Origin of the sequence: Mycolicibacter senuensis, from assembly GCF_003284925.1 — a bacterium.
In the GTDB taxonomy this organism is placed as follows: Bacteria; Actinomycetota; Actinomycetes; order Mycobacteriales; family Mycobacteriaceae; genus Mycobacterium; species Mycobacterium algericum_A.
On record NZ_QMEX01000094.1, the window covers coordinates 1 to 14,418 of the forward strand.

The 14,418-nt window shown below is 68.8% G+C and carries 11 protein-coding genes; 6 read left to right on the top strand and 5 right to left on the bottom strand.

Annotated elements, in window-relative coordinates; all coding sequences use genetic code 11:
- The 3 genes from DQP56_RS17595 to DQP56_RS17605 form a co-directional block, all read right to left on the bottom strand.
- A partial coding sequence (locus DQP56_RS17595; RefSeq protein ID WP_114475779.1) for an MPT63 family protein occupies positions 1-570 on the bottom strand: 570 nt, incomplete at its 3' end.
- A 136-nt stretch (positions 571-706) separates the two neighbouring features.
- Positions 707-2,458, bottom strand: coding sequence for a serine/threonine-protein kinase (locus tag DQP56_RS25610; RefSeq protein WP_165825055.1), 1,752 nt, complete (start codon positions 2,456-2,458; stop codon positions 707-709).
- A 135-nt stretch (positions 2,459-2,593) separates the two neighbouring features.
- The gene (locus tag DQP56_RS17605) at positions 2,594-3,706 is read right to left on the bottom strand and encodes a glycoside hydrolase 5 family protein (RefSeq protein ID WP_112687572.1); all 1,113 of its coding nucleotides are present in this window, start codon (positions 3,704-3,706) and stop codon (positions 2,594-2,596) included.
- A gap of 148 nt (positions 3,707-3,854) precedes the next feature.
- On the opposite strand from DQP56_RS17605, the gene DQP56_RS17610 reads away from it, so the two are divergent.
- Genes DQP56_RS17610 through DQP56_RS17620 form a run of 3 tightly spaced genes read left to right on the top strand, consistent with a single transcriptional unit; the run spans position 3,855 to position 7,804 of the window.
- The gene (locus tag DQP56_RS17610; RefSeq protein ID WP_112687574.1) at positions 3,855-4,691 is read left to right on the top strand and encodes an SDR family oxidoreductase; all 837 of its coding nucleotides are present in this window, start codon (positions 3,855-3,857) and stop codon (positions 4,689-4,691) included.
- 19 nt (positions 4,692-4,710) lie between these two features.
- A complete protein-coding gene (locus tag DQP56_RS17615; protein WP_112687576.1) occupies positions 4,711-6,237 on the top strand; it encodes an acyl-CoA synthetase in 1,527 nt (508 codons plus the stop codon).
- Positions 6,230-7,804 carry a class I adenylate-forming enzyme family protein gene (locus DQP56_RS17620; protein ID WP_112687578.1) on the top strand — a complete coding sequence of 525 codons (1,575 nt, stop codon included), beginning with the start codon at positions 6,230-6,232 and terminating at the stop codon, positions 7,802-7,804. The genes DQP56_RS17615 and DQP56_RS17620 overlap by 8 nt, the downstream gene beginning before the upstream one ends.
- Here the strand turns inward: DQP56_RS17620 and DQP56_RS17625 are convergent.
- Positions 7,795-8,505: an ankyrin repeat domain-containing protein gene (locus DQP56_RS17625; RefSeq protein ID WP_112687580.1), complete on the bottom strand. Its 711-nt coding sequence runs from the start codon at positions 8,503-8,505 to the stop codon at positions 7,795-7,797. The two genes, DQP56_RS17620 and DQP56_RS17625, sit on opposite strands and share 10 nt — an antisense overlap.
- Positions 8,506-8,539: 34 nt before the next feature.
- The gene (locus DQP56_RS17630) at positions 8,540-9,937 is read right to left on the bottom strand and encodes a DUF222 domain-containing protein (protein ID WP_112687582.1); all 1,398 of its coding nucleotides are present in this window, start codon (positions 9,935-9,937) and stop codon (positions 8,540-8,542) included.
- 172 nt (positions 9,938-10,109) lie between these two features.
- Between DQP56_RS17630 and DQP56_RS17635 the strand changes: the two genes are divergently transcribed.
- The 3 genes from DQP56_RS17635 to DQP56_RS17645 form a co-directional block, all read left to right on the top strand.
- Positions 10,110-12,449, top strand: a complete 2,340-nt coding sequence (locus DQP56_RS17635; RefSeq protein WP_112687584.1) for a Tex family protein — start codon at positions 10,110-10,112, stop codon at positions 12,447-12,449.
- 9 nt (positions 12,450-12,458) lie between these two features.
- Entirely contained in the window at positions 12,459-13,850 is a 1,392-nt protein-coding gene (locus DQP56_RS17640; RefSeq protein WP_112687586.1) for an FAD-binding oxidoreductase, read from the top strand.
- Between the two features lie 90 nt (positions 13,851-13,940).
- Positions 13,941-14,418, top strand: a 478-nt coding sequence (locus DQP56_RS17645; protein ID WP_286167781.1) for a thiamine pyrophosphate-binding protein, incomplete at its 3' end; no start/stop codon positions are given.

The window sequence follows — 14,418 nt, forward strand, 5'->3', positions numbered from 1 at the left end:
CTGGCTGCCCGACTGCGCCGGCTTACCGTTGTTGGCCGCAGGGTTGCGCTGCGAGCCGGCCGCCGGGGCCGACGAACCGCCGCTGGCCGGTGCCGCCTGGACCCAGATCACCTGGTCCTTGCCGGCGAACTGGTAGACCGCGCTGTTGGGCGCGTCGCCGGTGACGTCGAAGTACACCTTGCCGGTGGTCTTCTGGCCCTGCGCCAGGTTCGAGGGGTTCACACCCTGCGGGGTGGCGACCCCGAACAGCGCGGGGTAGGTCTGACCGCTGGGCGACCGGGCGCCGAGGTTGGCGACGACCGGGGTGACGGTGCCCTGGATGGCGACGTCGGTGGCGGTGGCCTCCCACAGCGTGCCGCGTGGCTGGTAGGGGATGGCGTCGGAGCTGGGCCGCAGGTCGCTGATGGTCCAGCCCTGGATGACCCCGCCGTTGTCGATGGTGGCCTGGCTTCCGATCGCGTGGGTGGTAGGAGCGACGTCACCGGCGTCGGCGCCGGCGGTTGCGACGCTGAGGGCGCCTGCCGCGGCCAATGCTCCCGCTGCTGCGACGGCAGTAGTGATCAACTTCATTATTGGTTGACTCCTCGGTTCGACTGGATCTCGGGGGTTGTGCAGTCCAGACCGGGATCTTAACGGATTTGACCTTGTTGTTTGCTCGTGTCTCAGAGTTGCGGCACATCTCGTTGCGTCGGCGCGGTACGGCCGGTCAGGAATGCGAACTCCACCAGGAATAGAACTGCTCCAGGCTCGGGGTGCTGTGTTCGGTGCGCAGCACCGCCATCATCAGGTGGGCATCGTTGGTCCACACCAGCGTGGGCGAGCCCTGCCGCGTGCCGCACAACAGCATTCCGCTCGGTTTGTCCGGTGTAGCGGTCCGGTGCCACGCCCCCGGCGACTGGATCCGGCCCGGACAGGTGACGACGTTGGTGGCCTGCACGGTGTTGTCGAAACTCAGCCGCAATGTGCCGGCATTCGGGAACAGCGAGTAGGTTGCCGAGGGCGGGCCGTCCACATCGACGTTGCGGCCGCAGGTCACCTCCGCGATGGCGCCGCCCATCGGTGTGGTCGACGCGCAGGCGTCCCGCGGATAGCCGGCGGGCAGCAGTTTGAGCAACCGCGCCTGGGCTTCGGCGTTCGACAGCGGCGATGCGGGCTCACTGGCAGCGGCGGCGGACTCCGGCAGGTTGCTGTCGGCGGCGAAGTCATCGGAACCCGACCGGTTCGTCAGCCAGCTGATCAGTCCCACGACCACTGCCAGCGCCGCGGCAAGACGCAGCAGATTCTTGCGTCTGGCGGGATCGCGATAGGCGGGCACCGGTCGCGGCGAGCTGAACCAGTCATGGTCCGGGGTCGAGATGCGCGGAATGCTCGGCTGTCCGGCGGCGCGGACGTCGGCACCTGATGGTTCCGGTGCCGGAGCGGGTTCGGTCTCCGGTGTGGCCGGCGCGGTGGGCGGCACCGGACCTGCCGGCGACGTCGCGGTGGGTGCCGCCGGTGGTTTCGGTTGGTCGGGCGGCTGCGCAGGGGGCACCACTGGCGGCGCGCTCGGCTTCGGTTGCTCGATCAACGGCGGGGTGGATTGTTGACTGGCCTCGTAGATCTGCAGCGCCCGGTGCTGATCGGGCGCACCGAGCGCCTGATAGGCCGCGGTCGCCAGTTCGGCGGCGCTGCCATAGCGTTCCTGGGGATCCTTGGCCATGCCCTTGGCGATCACCGCGTCAAAGGTGGGCGGGATGGTGGACCCGGCATGGCTGGGCCGCGGAATGGGCTTGGTCTGATGAGCATTGGCCAGCATCTTGACGCTGTCGGCCCGGTACGGCGGTGAGCCGGTCAAGCACTGGTAGAGCACGCACGCCAGCGAGTAGACATCGACGCCCGGGCCGAAGTCACCGCCGGAGAACAGCTCCGGCGCCGAGTACTTCCAGCGAGCGCCCGCGTGGTCGGCGTCACCGGCGTTCGCCCCGGGCGCCCCGGCGATGCCGAAGTCCACCAGGTAGACGAAGTCGTCACCGGTCAGCAGGATGTTCCGCGGTTTGACGCCGCGGTGGATCACGCCGGCGGCGTGCGCGGCATCCAGCGCCGAGGCGGCCTGCCATACGATGTTGACCGCGCGCGACGGCGGCAGCACCCCGGTGTGTTTCAGCAGCGCGGAAAGGTCGGCGCCGTGGACCAGGGGCATGTCGATGAAGACCTCGCCGTCCAGTTCGCCGTAATCGCGGACCGGTACCACGTGCGGTTCCTGAACCCGCCCGACGGTCAGCGCCTCACGCTGCAACCATTCCCGGAACGCCGGGTCGCGCCCCAATGCCGGTGCGAGCAGTTTGAGCGCGGCGGGGCGATCCTTCTGCGTGTCGACGGCTTCGTAAACCTCGCCGGTGGGGCCGCGGCCCAGCAGGCGTTTGAGGAGGTAGCGCCCAACACGTGACCCAGCCCGCGAACCCGGCGCGGTCCCGACCATCATCGACTCCTCAAGCAGACCCGTGAACACCGACCACCGAACCGGCGGTTGATGACATTGCTGCCAATAATTTCACCATTGAATCTGGCGGCTATCAGCCGGTCGCACCAACCTGCCCCGAGACGGGGTCTCGGGTCACCGGCTGGTCAGGTTGCTGATCGTCAGGATCTCCAGGTTGCGGTAGGCGCGCCCGGTGGGCTGCACCAGATCGTGGAACCAGACCTGCGGCTCCGCGGCGTAGGGGCTGTCCCAGGAGTCCCACGGCAGGTAGGTCTGCGTTCGCCCGGCGACGAAACCCCAGTTGTAGGCGCCCACATTGTGGCGCTTCATGATCGGCAGAATGCCGTCGATGGTGTTGCCCTTGGTGCGCGCCAGATACTCGGTGCACATCATCGGCCGGCCCAGCGGGGCGAGCTCGGCGATCCGCTCACTGAACGCCGCCGGCTTGTCATAGGAGTGGAACGTAATGATGTCGGAGCTGTTCAGTTGGGTGTTGACGATCGTGCTGCCCTGCCGCGAGCCCTCCCAGATGCCACTGGTCAACGGCTGACGAGCGTCGACCGCGCGCGCCCAACTGAAGACCTGGGGAAGCAGGTCGCTGATGAGCTCGAGTTTGTCGGAGCGCTCGACGCTGCTGTACTCCCGAGCCATATTGTCCGGCTCGTTCCACAGGTCCCAGGCCAGAATCCGTTCGTCGTAGCGGAACTGGGTCATCACGCCGGTGACGTAGTCATAGAGGGTGCGGTAGTAGTTGCGGTCACCGAGCCGCTCGGCGCCGGGGCTCTGCACCCACCGCGAGTTGTGGATACCGGGCCGGGGCGCAAGCTGCTGGCCCGCCTTGGGGTGCGGGTCCCAGCAGGAATCGAACAGTACGAACATCGGCTTGATCCGGCGCCGGGCCGCGACCGAGACGAACTGGGCCAGCCGGTACTGAAAGCCTTTACGGTCGGCCGCCCAGAGCTGGTCGTGCAGGAACACCCGCACGGTGTTGAACCCCGCCGAGCGGGCCCAGCCCAGCTCGGCGTCGATGCGCCGCAGGTCGAAGGTCCCGGGCTGAAACATCTCGAGCTGGTTGACGGCGGTCGAGGTGATGTAGTTGGAGCCGACGGGCCAGCCCTGCGCCTGATACCAGCGATTGGCCCGGTCGATCGACCACCGGCCGGCGTCGGCACCGGCCCGCGGGATCCGGCTCAGGGCGGGACCCGCCGCCAACAGGAGCGGCAGCCCCAGTGCCGTTCGACGCTTCACGCAGTGACCATAGCGCCCGGCTCGCCGGTGCGGCCGGTGGCTGTCCGGCCTGTCGCCGGGCAAATCGGGCGCGCGTCACAGATGCATCCGCGGCCACCTACACTCATCGAAACTTCTCCGTCCGAGTCGCGTTGCCGGGAGGCCGACTATGTCGCAGCACCTACAGGACAAAGTTGTCGTCGTCACCGGCGCCGGCGGTGGGTTCGGCAAACTGATCGCCGAGAAGTGCGCCGCCGGCGGCGCCCGTGTGGTCGGCGTGGACATCGGCGCCGAGAACCTCGCCGCGGTCTTCGACGGCATCCGCGCCGCCGGGCTGTCGGGCACCCACCACATCGCCGACGTCACCGACATGGGGCAGATGAAAGCCGCCGTGGAGCACGCCGTGCAGACCTTCGGGGCGGTGGACGTCATCGTCAACAACGCCGGGGTGATGCCGTTGGCCTACTTCGCCGACCACGACACAGCCTGGCAGCAGTGGCACCGCGCCATCGACATCAATATCAAGGGCGTGGTGAACGGGATCTCGGCCGTCTACGACCAGATGATCGCCCAGGGCCGGGGCCACGTCGTCAACATCTCCTCGATCTACGGCAACGCCGGAGTGGCCGGTTCCGGGGTCTACAGCGCGACCAAGGCCGCGGTCACCGTGCTCTCGGACTCCTTGCGCAGCGAGGCCAAGGGCAAGATCAAGGTGACCACGGTCAAACCGACCGGCGTGCTCGGCACCAATCTCGGCAGCGGGGTGGTCAACGGCGCGGCGATCATGGGCATCGTCGGTTCGCGTGCCGAGAACTACCTGCAGTCGATGACCGCATTCGCCAACGGCACCCTGGCGGCCGAGCAGACCGACGTCGACTCGGTGAAGTACTGGCTGATCACCCCCGACGACCTCGCGGCGGCCGTGGTCGCAGTGATCGACCAGCCGTGGGGGATCAGCATCAGTGACATCACTGTGCGGGCAAGCGGCGAAGACTACATCTACTGACACCGAGGCGGCCGTCACGATGTATCCCGGTGCTCATGCGGCGGCCACGCCGGACAAGCCGGCGATCATCGTCGCCGACACCGCGGAGACCCTCACCTACGGCCAACTCGACACCCGCTCGCTGCGGTTCGCCCGCCACCTCTACGACGTCGGGGTCCGGCCGGGCGATCATATCGCGGTGCTCTCCGACAACCAGCCGCGCGCATTGGAGATCTACTGGGCCGCTATGCGTTCCGGGCTCTACATCACGTTCCTCAACGCGCACTTGACCGCCGGGGAAGTCGCCTACATCGTCGACGACTGTGACGCGCAGACGTTGGTGATCGCCGAGAAGTATGCCGATATCGCCGGTGCGGTGATCGCCCGGACACCCCGAGTCGCTCGCCGGATCGCACTCGGCCCCGTCGACGGATTCGACGACTACGAGACGGTGGTGGCGGCCGCCTCGGCGCAACCGTTGCCGGCGCAACCGTGCGGTGCGGACATGCTGTACTCGTCGGGGACAACCGGGTTCCCCAAGGGGATCGAGGTGCCGTTGCCCCGCCGTGGCGTCGACGAGCCCGGCGACCGGATAACGGGATTGTTCGCGCCGCCGATGGGCCTGGATTCCGATTCGGTCTACCTGTCGCCGGCCCCGATCTACCACTCGGCCCCGCTGCGGTTCATGGCCATGGCGCACCGGGTCGGTGCCACCGTGGTGATGATGCGACGTTTCGACGCCGCCGACGCGTTGCGGTTCATCGAGCGCTACCGGGTCACCCACAGTCAATGGGTGCCGACCATGTTCGTCCGGATGCTCCGGCTCGACCGGCGCCTTCGTGACTCCCATGACCTGTCGTCGCAACGCTGCGCGGTACATGGCGCCGCGCCCTGCCCGGTGGAGGTCAAACGCGCCATGATCGACTGGTGGGGGCCGATTCTGCTGGAGTATTACTCGTCCACCGAAGCCGCCGGCACCACCATCATCGACAGTCATGACTGGCTGCGGCATCCCGGGTCGGTCGGCAAACCGGTACTGGGCGTTGCCCACATCTGCGACGACACCGGCGCGGAGGTCGCGACCGGAGAACATGGCACCGTCTACTTCGAACGCGACGCGGTGCCGTTCGAATACCACAACGACCCGCAGCGCACCGCCGAAACCCGCCACCGCAACCATCCGAACTGGACCACCACCGGTGACGTCGGATACCTCGACGCCGAGGGCTACTTGTATCTCACCGACCGTAAGTCGTTCACGATCATCTCCGGTGGGGTCAACATCTACCCGCAGGAGATCGAGAACGCGCTGGCACTGCACCCGGCGGTGCTGGATGTGGCCGTCATCGGTGTCCCCGATGAGGAGATGGGGCAGTCGGTGCTGGCGGTGGTCCACCCGGCCGCCGAAGCCGGCCCGCGCGACGAGTTGACCGCAGCGCTCGATCGGTTCCTGCGGGAGCGGCTGGCGCATTACAAGGTGCCCCGCCGCTACGAATTCAGCACGGACCTGCCGCGAACGCCCACCGGCAAGCTGGTCAAGGGACGACTGCAGGAGCGTTATGCCTGACTGGGATTCGCCGGCGTTCACCGCGGCCGAGGTGGCCCGCTATCACGACGCCGGGTGGTGGTCGCAGACCACGCTGTCGGATGCGGTCCGCCGCAACGCGCAACGTTTCCCGGGTCGCGCCGCCTACGTCGACTATCCCGGCGCGGAACTGACGTGGCGGGAGTTCGACGCGGCGGCGGACACCCTGGCGGCCAGGCTAGCCGGCGCAGGAGTGTCGCCGGGTGACCGTATCGCGGTCTGGCATGGCGATTCCGCAGCCATCCATGTGCTGTTCGTGGCTATCGAGCGGTGCGGCGCGGTGGTGGTGGGCATCGGTGCGCGTGCCGGGATCCGAGAGGTGACGGCAATCCTGGCCGCAGCCCGGGCCGAGCTGCTGATCACCGACGAGCCGCGTCGGGCGGCCGCGGCCGACCTCGAGATCGACACGGTGCACATCGATGCGCTGAACGCCGCCGCCGAAATCAGGGCGCCGGGGCCGCAACTCGGCGCCGACGACGTCTTTTTGATCAACTCCACCTCCGGTACCACCGGGCTGCCCAAGTGCGTCGTGCACACCCAGAACCGGTGGCACTACTTCCATCAGCTGGCCGTCGCCAACGGTCAGCTGAGCGGCGATGACGTCTTTCTGCCGATCATTCCGACCCCGTTCGGTTTCGGGCTCTGGACCAGCCACACCACCCCGATCCACCTCGGTTCCACGGCGATCCTGCTGGACCGGTTCACTGCCGCGGCGACCTGCGCTGCCATCGCCGAACACCGCGTCAGCGTGTTGTGTTGTGTCAGCACGCAATTGACGATGATGATGGCCGATCCGGCGAGTCGGGAGTTCGACCTGAGCTCGCTGCGGGTGGTGTTCACCGGCGGCGAGGCGTTGCCCTACCGGCCGGCCGCGGAGTTCGAGGAACTCACCGGGGCGACGATCCTGCAGTTCTACGGTTCCAACGAGACCGGCCTGCTCAGCGCGACCACCCTCGACGACCCCCTGGAGCGGCGGCTGCGCACCGGGGGACGGATCGTTCCGGAGATGGCGGTCCGACTTTTCGGGGGCGAGGACGGCGACACCGACGTGACCGACAGCGGTCGTGGCCAACCCGCCTGCCGGGGACCGGCCACCAGCCTCGGCTATCTGGGCGGTGTCGATCACGACAAACTGTTCACCGCGGACGGCTGGATGCGCATGGGTGACATCTGCGAGATCGACGCCGACGGCTACCTGAGCGTCACCGGCCGGACATCGGACTTCATTCTGCGGGGCGGCAAGAACATCAGCGCCGCACAGGTCGAGGACGCCGTCATGACCCACCCGGCGATCGCGGTGGCCGCCGCGGTGCCGATGCCCGACGAGGTGTTCGGCGAGAAGGTGTGCGTGTTCGCCGAACTCGCCGACGCGAAAGTCGCCGGCACCGGCAACCTGGAATTGCCCGAGCTCGTCGAGCATCTGCTGGCCTTGGGGGTGTCGAAAGAGCTACTGCCTGAACGTTTCGTCATCGTCGACGAACTGCCGCGGTCCTCCGGGGGCAAGATCGCCAAAGGGCAGCTGCGGCAACATACCCGCGGCTACTCGTAGCCCTCGTAGACCTGCGACGGGCCGTCGGGCGTGATGAGATAGCCCACCGTCGCGATGTGCACGTCGCCGACCGGGTCGAGCTCGCGGTAGCCGCCGAACAGTTCGACGTCATCGTCCTGCAGGCCTACCCGGAAGCCACCCCACAGGTAGGGAACCGGAAACCACAGCTGCTTTCCCGGCAGCTCGTGCAGCACCCCGACCGGGGGATAACGGAACATCTGTCGCAGATCGACGCCGCGGAACAGTTGCTGGATCAAATCGTCGATGATTCCGGTGAGCTGGGTGTCGAGCGCCGCGATTCGATCGCGGTCCAGCGGCGCCGCCGGGGGCTCGAGTACCCCCAACAGCTCGGCAGGCCGGTGATGCTCCACGGCGATGTCGTAGGCGGTACGACCAGCGGCGTCGGGCTGGCTGCGCAGCGCGCCCCGCTCGATCAGCCATGCCGCGACGTCTGGGGACGCCCCGTGCCAGCCGGCCTGATGCAGCACTGTCAGCCAAGTCTTGCCGCCGGGACGCCACGCCTTGACGTCGACCACATGGTCGCCGCGGTCGAGTTCGCGAACCACCTTGCGCCACTTACCTCGCTTGGCGGCGTCGGCCAGATACAACGCGGCCTGCGCCTGCCGGTTGCCCAGCAGGGAGCGATCCATCACCCCCGGCCACAGCGGCGCGTTGTTACGGATCTCGGCGTAGGTCGTCACCGCGCCATCATCTCGCGGACACCATATCCCTGCGCTACGGGTCCTCGTCATCATCGTCCTCGGCGAGGAGTTCGTCGGGGTGATGCAGGTGATTGATCTGTGGTGGGCCGGTGCCGTCGGTCCAGGCGAGGCGGCCCTGCGCGGTGACGTGGGTTTGCAGGTCGCCGCGGGTGGCGGCGCCGTGGTCGGGTCCGCAGGCGAAGAAGAGCTCGTCGGCGTCGGTTCGCCCGCCCTGGGCCCAGTCGGTGGCGTGGTGGACCTCGCAGTGGTAGCCGGGTTCGGGGCAGTTGGGCCGGGTGCAGCCGCGATCGCGCGCATGGCAGATGATCCGCTGGTCGGCGGTGGCGATGCGGTTGCTGCGACCGAGATACAGCGGCCGCTCCGAGTGGTTGTCGAAGACCGCGAGGTAGTGAATCGAATTGGCCGCCATGCGGATCAGATCACGCATCGGCAGACGGCTGCCCCCGCCGGTGTGGGCGGGGGCGGGCATGGGGATGTCGGGGTTGGTGGTGGCATGGATGGCTTGGTCGAGTTCGGCGAGTGTGGTGGTGACGATGACGGTGACCGGAACGCCGCGGTGGGTGCCCAAGGCGCCGGATTCGGTGGCGTGGCGCAGCGCAAGTTTGAGGGCGTCGTGAGCGCGTTGCCCGGAGGTCCGAACGTCGCGTTGTTCGGGGGCCTCGGGTTGGCGATGGCCGGGGCGGACCGCGGCGATGATGGGCTCGAGGTAGGCCCGTGTTTCGGGGTCGATGCAGCCGGTGAGCCGACTCATGCCGTCGGGGCCTTGGCGGCCCAGCACGAGGTTGCGGCGCCGTGCCCGATCCTCGTCGGAGAAGTTCCCATCGGGATTGACGTTGGCGGCGATGCGGTGGCCGACGGCCGTGACGAACTCGGCATCTTGCTCGCCGGCGTGGCGGACCAGCGTGCGCTCGGCCCTCTCCCGGTCCGCGGAGGCGACCTTGGCGGGCAGTTCATCGAGGGCGCGGGTGATCGCGGTGATGTGGTCGTCGCCGATCCGGCCGGCTGCCACGGCAGCACCGACTTCGGCGAGTTCGGCCGGTACCGGGGGACCGGTCAGGTTGCGTCGCGGCAGGATTCGCGCGGCGAGGCGGAACCGGCGCCGGATCTCGGCACGGGTGATGCGCAATCGGGACCACAGGAGGTCGCTGACCTTGGTGTCGGCGGGCATCCGGGGGTCGTCGGGGCCGTCGGCAGGGTCGGCGATCTCACCGAACATGCGGTAGGAAAGACCGCGATTGAGGCGGTGCTGCGTTTCGAGTCGTTCGGCGATCTCGACACGAAACGCATTGCCCACGATGTCGGTGTCGGTGGCCCGCAACCGTGCCTGCACCTCGTCGATCAGCGCCAGGTCCGCGCGGATCGCCGCGCGGGCCGCCGCCGCGGGCGGCAGGATCTGATCGGGATCGGACATGCCTCCAACCTATCGAACGGATGTGCGATTTCTCCGGTCGTGTGGCGAGTTGTGGATAGCCCGGCCGACTGTGGACAAAGTGCCGGAACCGCCCGGCGGCAACGCGGTCGGGGGCGCGGCGCAGCGCGCCGTGTCCGCGACTCGTCAGCGGCGTTCGGTAGGGTCCGTCGGCGTGACCGCGAAGCTCGCCCTCAAACCGGTAAACGCCCGCCTCGCCGAGGAATTGGCGGTGGCTGAACGACAGGTCGCCGCGGCTGTCGCGTTGCTCGACGAGGGGGCGACGGTGCCGTTCATCGCCCGCTACCGCAAGGAGGTCACCGGCAGCCTGGATGACGGGCAGCTCCGAACCCTTGAGGAGCGACTGCGTTACCTGCGTGAACTCGACGACCGCCGGGCCGCCGTGCTGGCCTCGATTGAGGAGCAGGGCAAGCTCACCGATGAGCTCCGCACCGCGCTGCTGGCCGCTGACACCAAGGCGCGGGTCGAGGACATCTACCTGCCGTACAAGCCGAAGCGCCGCACCAAGGCGCAGCTCGCCCGCGAGGCCGGTCTGGAACCGCTGGCCGACCGATTGCTGGCCGACCCGATGCTGGACCCGCAACAGCTCGCCGGGGAATTCACCGGCGAGGATGTCGCCGACGCCGCGGCGGCGCTGGAGGGCGCGCGTGCCATCCTGGTCGAGCGCGCCGCCGAGGATGCCGAACTGGTGGGGGCCGTGCGGGAGAAGTTCTGGTCCTGCGGGACGCTGCGCACCGCGCCTCGGTCAGAAGAGGCTGCGAAAAGTGCTGCCGCACAGAAATTCCGGGACTATTTCGAGTTCAGTGAGGCGTTGGAGACGATGCCGTCGCACCGGGTGCTGGCGGTACTGCGCGGCGAGAAGGAGGAGGCGCTGGCGCTGACCTTTGGCGGCGGCGACGCCGAGCCCTACCAGGCGATGGTGGCCGAGTCGCTCGGGGTGGACATGGCCGCGCCCGGCCAGGCGACGCCCTGGCTGGCCGAGACGGTGCGGTGGGCCTGGGAGACCAGGCTGGCGTTTTCGGCCGCCGTCGACGCCCGGATGCGGCTGAAGCAACGCGCCGAATCCGATGCGGTGGCAGTGTTCGCCACCAACCTCAAGGACCTGCTGCTGGCCGCCCCGGCCGGCAACCGCACCACCCTCGGGCTGGACCCGGGGTTTCGTACCGGCGTCAAGGTGGCGGTGGTGGACGGTACCGGCAAGGTGCTCGACACCTGCGCAATCTTCCCGCACCAGCCGCAACGGCGATGGGACGAGGCCAAGGCGATGCTGGCTGCGCTGGTCGCCCGCCACGGCGTGGAGCTGATCGCCGTCGGCAACGGCACCGCCTCGCGGGAGACCGACGCCCTGGCCGGTGAGCTGATCGCCGACCTCAAGGCCGCCGGCGCCGCCGCGCCGGCCAAGGCGATGGTCAGCGAGGCCGGCGCGTCGGTCTACTCGGCGTCGGCCTACGCCGCACACGAACTACCCGACCTCGACGTCACGCTGCGCGGGGCGGTGTCGATCGCGCGGCGACTGCAGGACCCGCTGGCCGAGCTGGTCAAGATCGAACCGAAGTCCATCGGCGTCGGCCAGTACCAGCACGACGTTTCGCCGGGCAACCTGGCGCGCAGCCTCGACGCGGTGGTCGAAGACGCCGTGAATGCCGTCGGCGTCGACCTCAACACCGCGTCGGCACCCCTGCTGGCCAAAGTTTCGGGCGTCTCGGAATCACTGGCCGAAGCCATCGTGGCGCACCGCGAACAGGCCGGGCCGTTCCGGAGTCGGGCCGCCCTGCGCGACGTGCCGCGGTTGGGGCCCAAGGCATTCGAGCAGTGCGCCGGGTTCCTGCGGATCCGCGATGGCGACGACCCGCTGGACTGCTCCGGGGTGCATCCGGAGGCATACCCGGTGGTCCGCCGGATCCTGGACCGCGCCGGCGTCGCACTGGCCGAGATCATCGGCGACGAACGACTGCTGCGGTCGTTGCGGCCCGCCGATTTCGCCGACGACCGCTTCGGGGTTCCCACGGTGACCGACATCCTCACCGAGTTGGAGAAGCCGGGCCGTGACCCGCGGCCGGTGTTCGCCACGGCGACGTTCGCCGCGGGCGTGGAGAAGGTCGCCGACCTCAAAGTGGGCATGGTTCTGGAAGGGGTGGTGACCAACGTCGCCGCCTTCGGCGCCTTCGTCGACGTCGGAGTCCACCAGGACGGCCTGGTGCACGTCTCGGCGATGGCGGACCGTTTCGTCTCCGACCCGCACGAGGTGGTCCGTTCCGGCCAGGTGGTGAAGGTCAAGGTCGTCAGCGTCGACGTCGACCGCCAGCGGATCGGACTCAGTCTGCGACTGCGCGACAAGCCGGAGCGCGGCTCGGCCGCCAAACCGGCTGCGGGCCGCGACACCGGCAAGCAGAATCGGGGGCGGCGACCCGGTCACGGTGCCGGGCGCCGGGACGCGGCCCCGGCCGGCGGGTCGATGGCCCAGGCGCTGCGGGACGCCGGATTCGGAAAGTGAGGGGCCGGCATGGGCATGCTAGACAGCGCGCAGGCCGACGCTGCCCATCGGTTCGCTGACATCGTCGGCGCGGCCGGCCTGCTCACCGGTGAGCAGATCGGCCCGGACTACACCCACGATGAGGCACTGGTCGGGGCGCCGGTGACACCGCGCTACGTCGCCCGCCCACAGACCGCCGAACAGGTCGCAGCGCTGCTGGCCGCCGCGACCGACGCCAGAATCCCGGTGACCGCCCGCGGGTCGGGCACCGGGTTGTCGGCCGGCGCGCGACCCTGCGCCGACGGCCTGCTGATCTCCTTCGAGAAGATGGCGACGGTCCTTGAGATCGACACCGACAACCAGGTCGCCGTGGTGCAGCCCGGGGTCACGCTGGCCGACCTCGACACCGCAACCGCCGCGACGGGATTGATGTACACCGTCTTCCCGGGGGAGCTGTCGGCCAGTGTCGGCGGCAACGTCGGCACCAACGCCGGCGGCATGCGCGCGGTGAAATACGGGGTGACCCGCCACAACGTGCTCGGATTACAGGCGGCGCTGCCGACCGGCGAGCTCATCCGCACCGGCGGCCGGATCACCAAACTGTCCACCGGATACGACCTGACCCAGCTGATCATCGGCTCGGAGGGAACCTGCGCGCTGGCCACCGAGATCACGGTGCGGCTCTACCCGCGGCTGGCCCACTCGGCGACATTGCTGGCGCCGTTCGCCGATCTGCCGGCGGTGATGCGCGCCGTGCCGACGGTGGTGCGCAGCGGCGTGGACCCGGTGATCCTGGAATACGTCGACAAACTCACCCTGGCGGCGATCAGCTACGCACAGCACCTCAACCTGGGTATCCCCGACGAGGTCCGTGACAGCGCCGAAGCGCACCTGGTGATCGGGCTGGAGAACCGCGACCATGCCCGCCTCGACGACGACGTGGCGATGTTGGGCGAACTGCTGGGCTCATTGGGTGCAGTCGATGTCTACGTACTGGAAGGAAACTCGGCGCACGCGCTGATCGAGGCGCGCGAGAAGGCGTTCTGGACGGCCAAGGCCGCCGGTGCCCACGATGTCATCGACGTGGTGGTTCCGCGTGCGGTGATGCACGAGTTCTTCACCCGGGCGCAGCAATCCGCGCAAGCGGCCGGCGCGGGCGTGGTCGGATGCGGGCACGCCGGAGACGGCAACGTGCACCTGGCGGTGTTCTGCGCCGACGACGAGGTCCGGCACCGACTGCTGCACGACATCTTCGCGGCGGCGATGGGGTTGGGCGGTGCGATCTCCGGCGAGCACGGCCTCGGCCGGGCCAAGACGCAACACTTCCTGGAGTTAGAGGACCCGGTCAAGATCGCGCTGATGCGCCGGATCAAGGACGCCTTCGACCCCGCCGGGATCCTCAACCCCGGCGTGCTTCTATAGGACAACCGCTGCGACCGGATACGTCGCGACGCCCGGACGGCGTGTCGCGTCGGAGGATTCCGGCTCGGCGGGACGAAGAAAGGCAACCTCATGACCAACGGAGCACAGGCCCTGATCACCACCCTGGTCGACAGCGGCGTGCAGGTCTGCTTCGCCAACCCCGGCACGTCCGAGATGCATTTCGTGGCCGCGCTGGATTCGGTGCCGCAGATGCGGGGGGTGTTGTGTCTGTTCGAAGGAGTGGTGACCGGCGCGGCCGACGGCTATGCCCGCATCGCCGGGAAGCCGGCGGCCACCCTGCTGCACTTGGGGCCCGGGCTCAGTAACGGCCTGGCCAACCTGCACAACGCCCGCCGGGCGCACGTGCCGGTGGTCAACGTCATCGGTGACCACGCCACCTACCACAAGAAGTACGACGCACCACTGGAATCCGACATCGAGCCGCTGACGGACTGGACCCACGGCTGGGTGCGCCGCACCGGCGCGGGGACCGAGATCGGCCGGGATGCGGCCGAAGCGGTGGCCGCCTCGATGGCCAGTCCGGCGCAGGTGGCCAGCCTGATCCTGC

What these genes read in the sequence shown, in the direction of transcription:
- DQP56_RS25610 (WP_165825055.1), bottom strand. Translation starts at nt 2,458, where the DNA reads ATGGTCGGGACCGCGCCGGGTTCGCGGGCTGGGTCACGTGTTGGGCGC.
- DQP56_RS17610 (WP_112687574.1), top strand. Translation starts at nt 3,855, where the DNA reads ATGTCGCAGCACCTACAGGACAAAGTTGTCGTCGTCACCGGCGCCGGC.
- DQP56_RS17615 (WP_112687576.1), top strand. Translation starts at nt 4,711, where the DNA reads ATGTATCCCGGTGCTCATGCGGCGGCCACGCCGGACAAGCCGGCGATC.
- DQP56_RS17620 (WP_112687578.1), top strand. Translation starts at nt 6,230, where the DNA reads ATGCCTGACTGGGATTCGCCGGCGTTCACCGCGGCCGAGGTGGCCCGC.
- DQP56_RS17630 (WP_112687582.1), bottom strand. Translation starts at nt 9,937, where the DNA reads ATGTCCGATCCCGATCAGATCCTGCCGCCCGCGGCGGCGGCCCGCGCG.
- DQP56_RS17640 (WP_112687586.1), top strand. Translation starts at nt 12,459, where the DNA reads ATGGGCATGCTAGACAGCGCGCAGGCCGACGCTGCCCATCGGTTCGCT.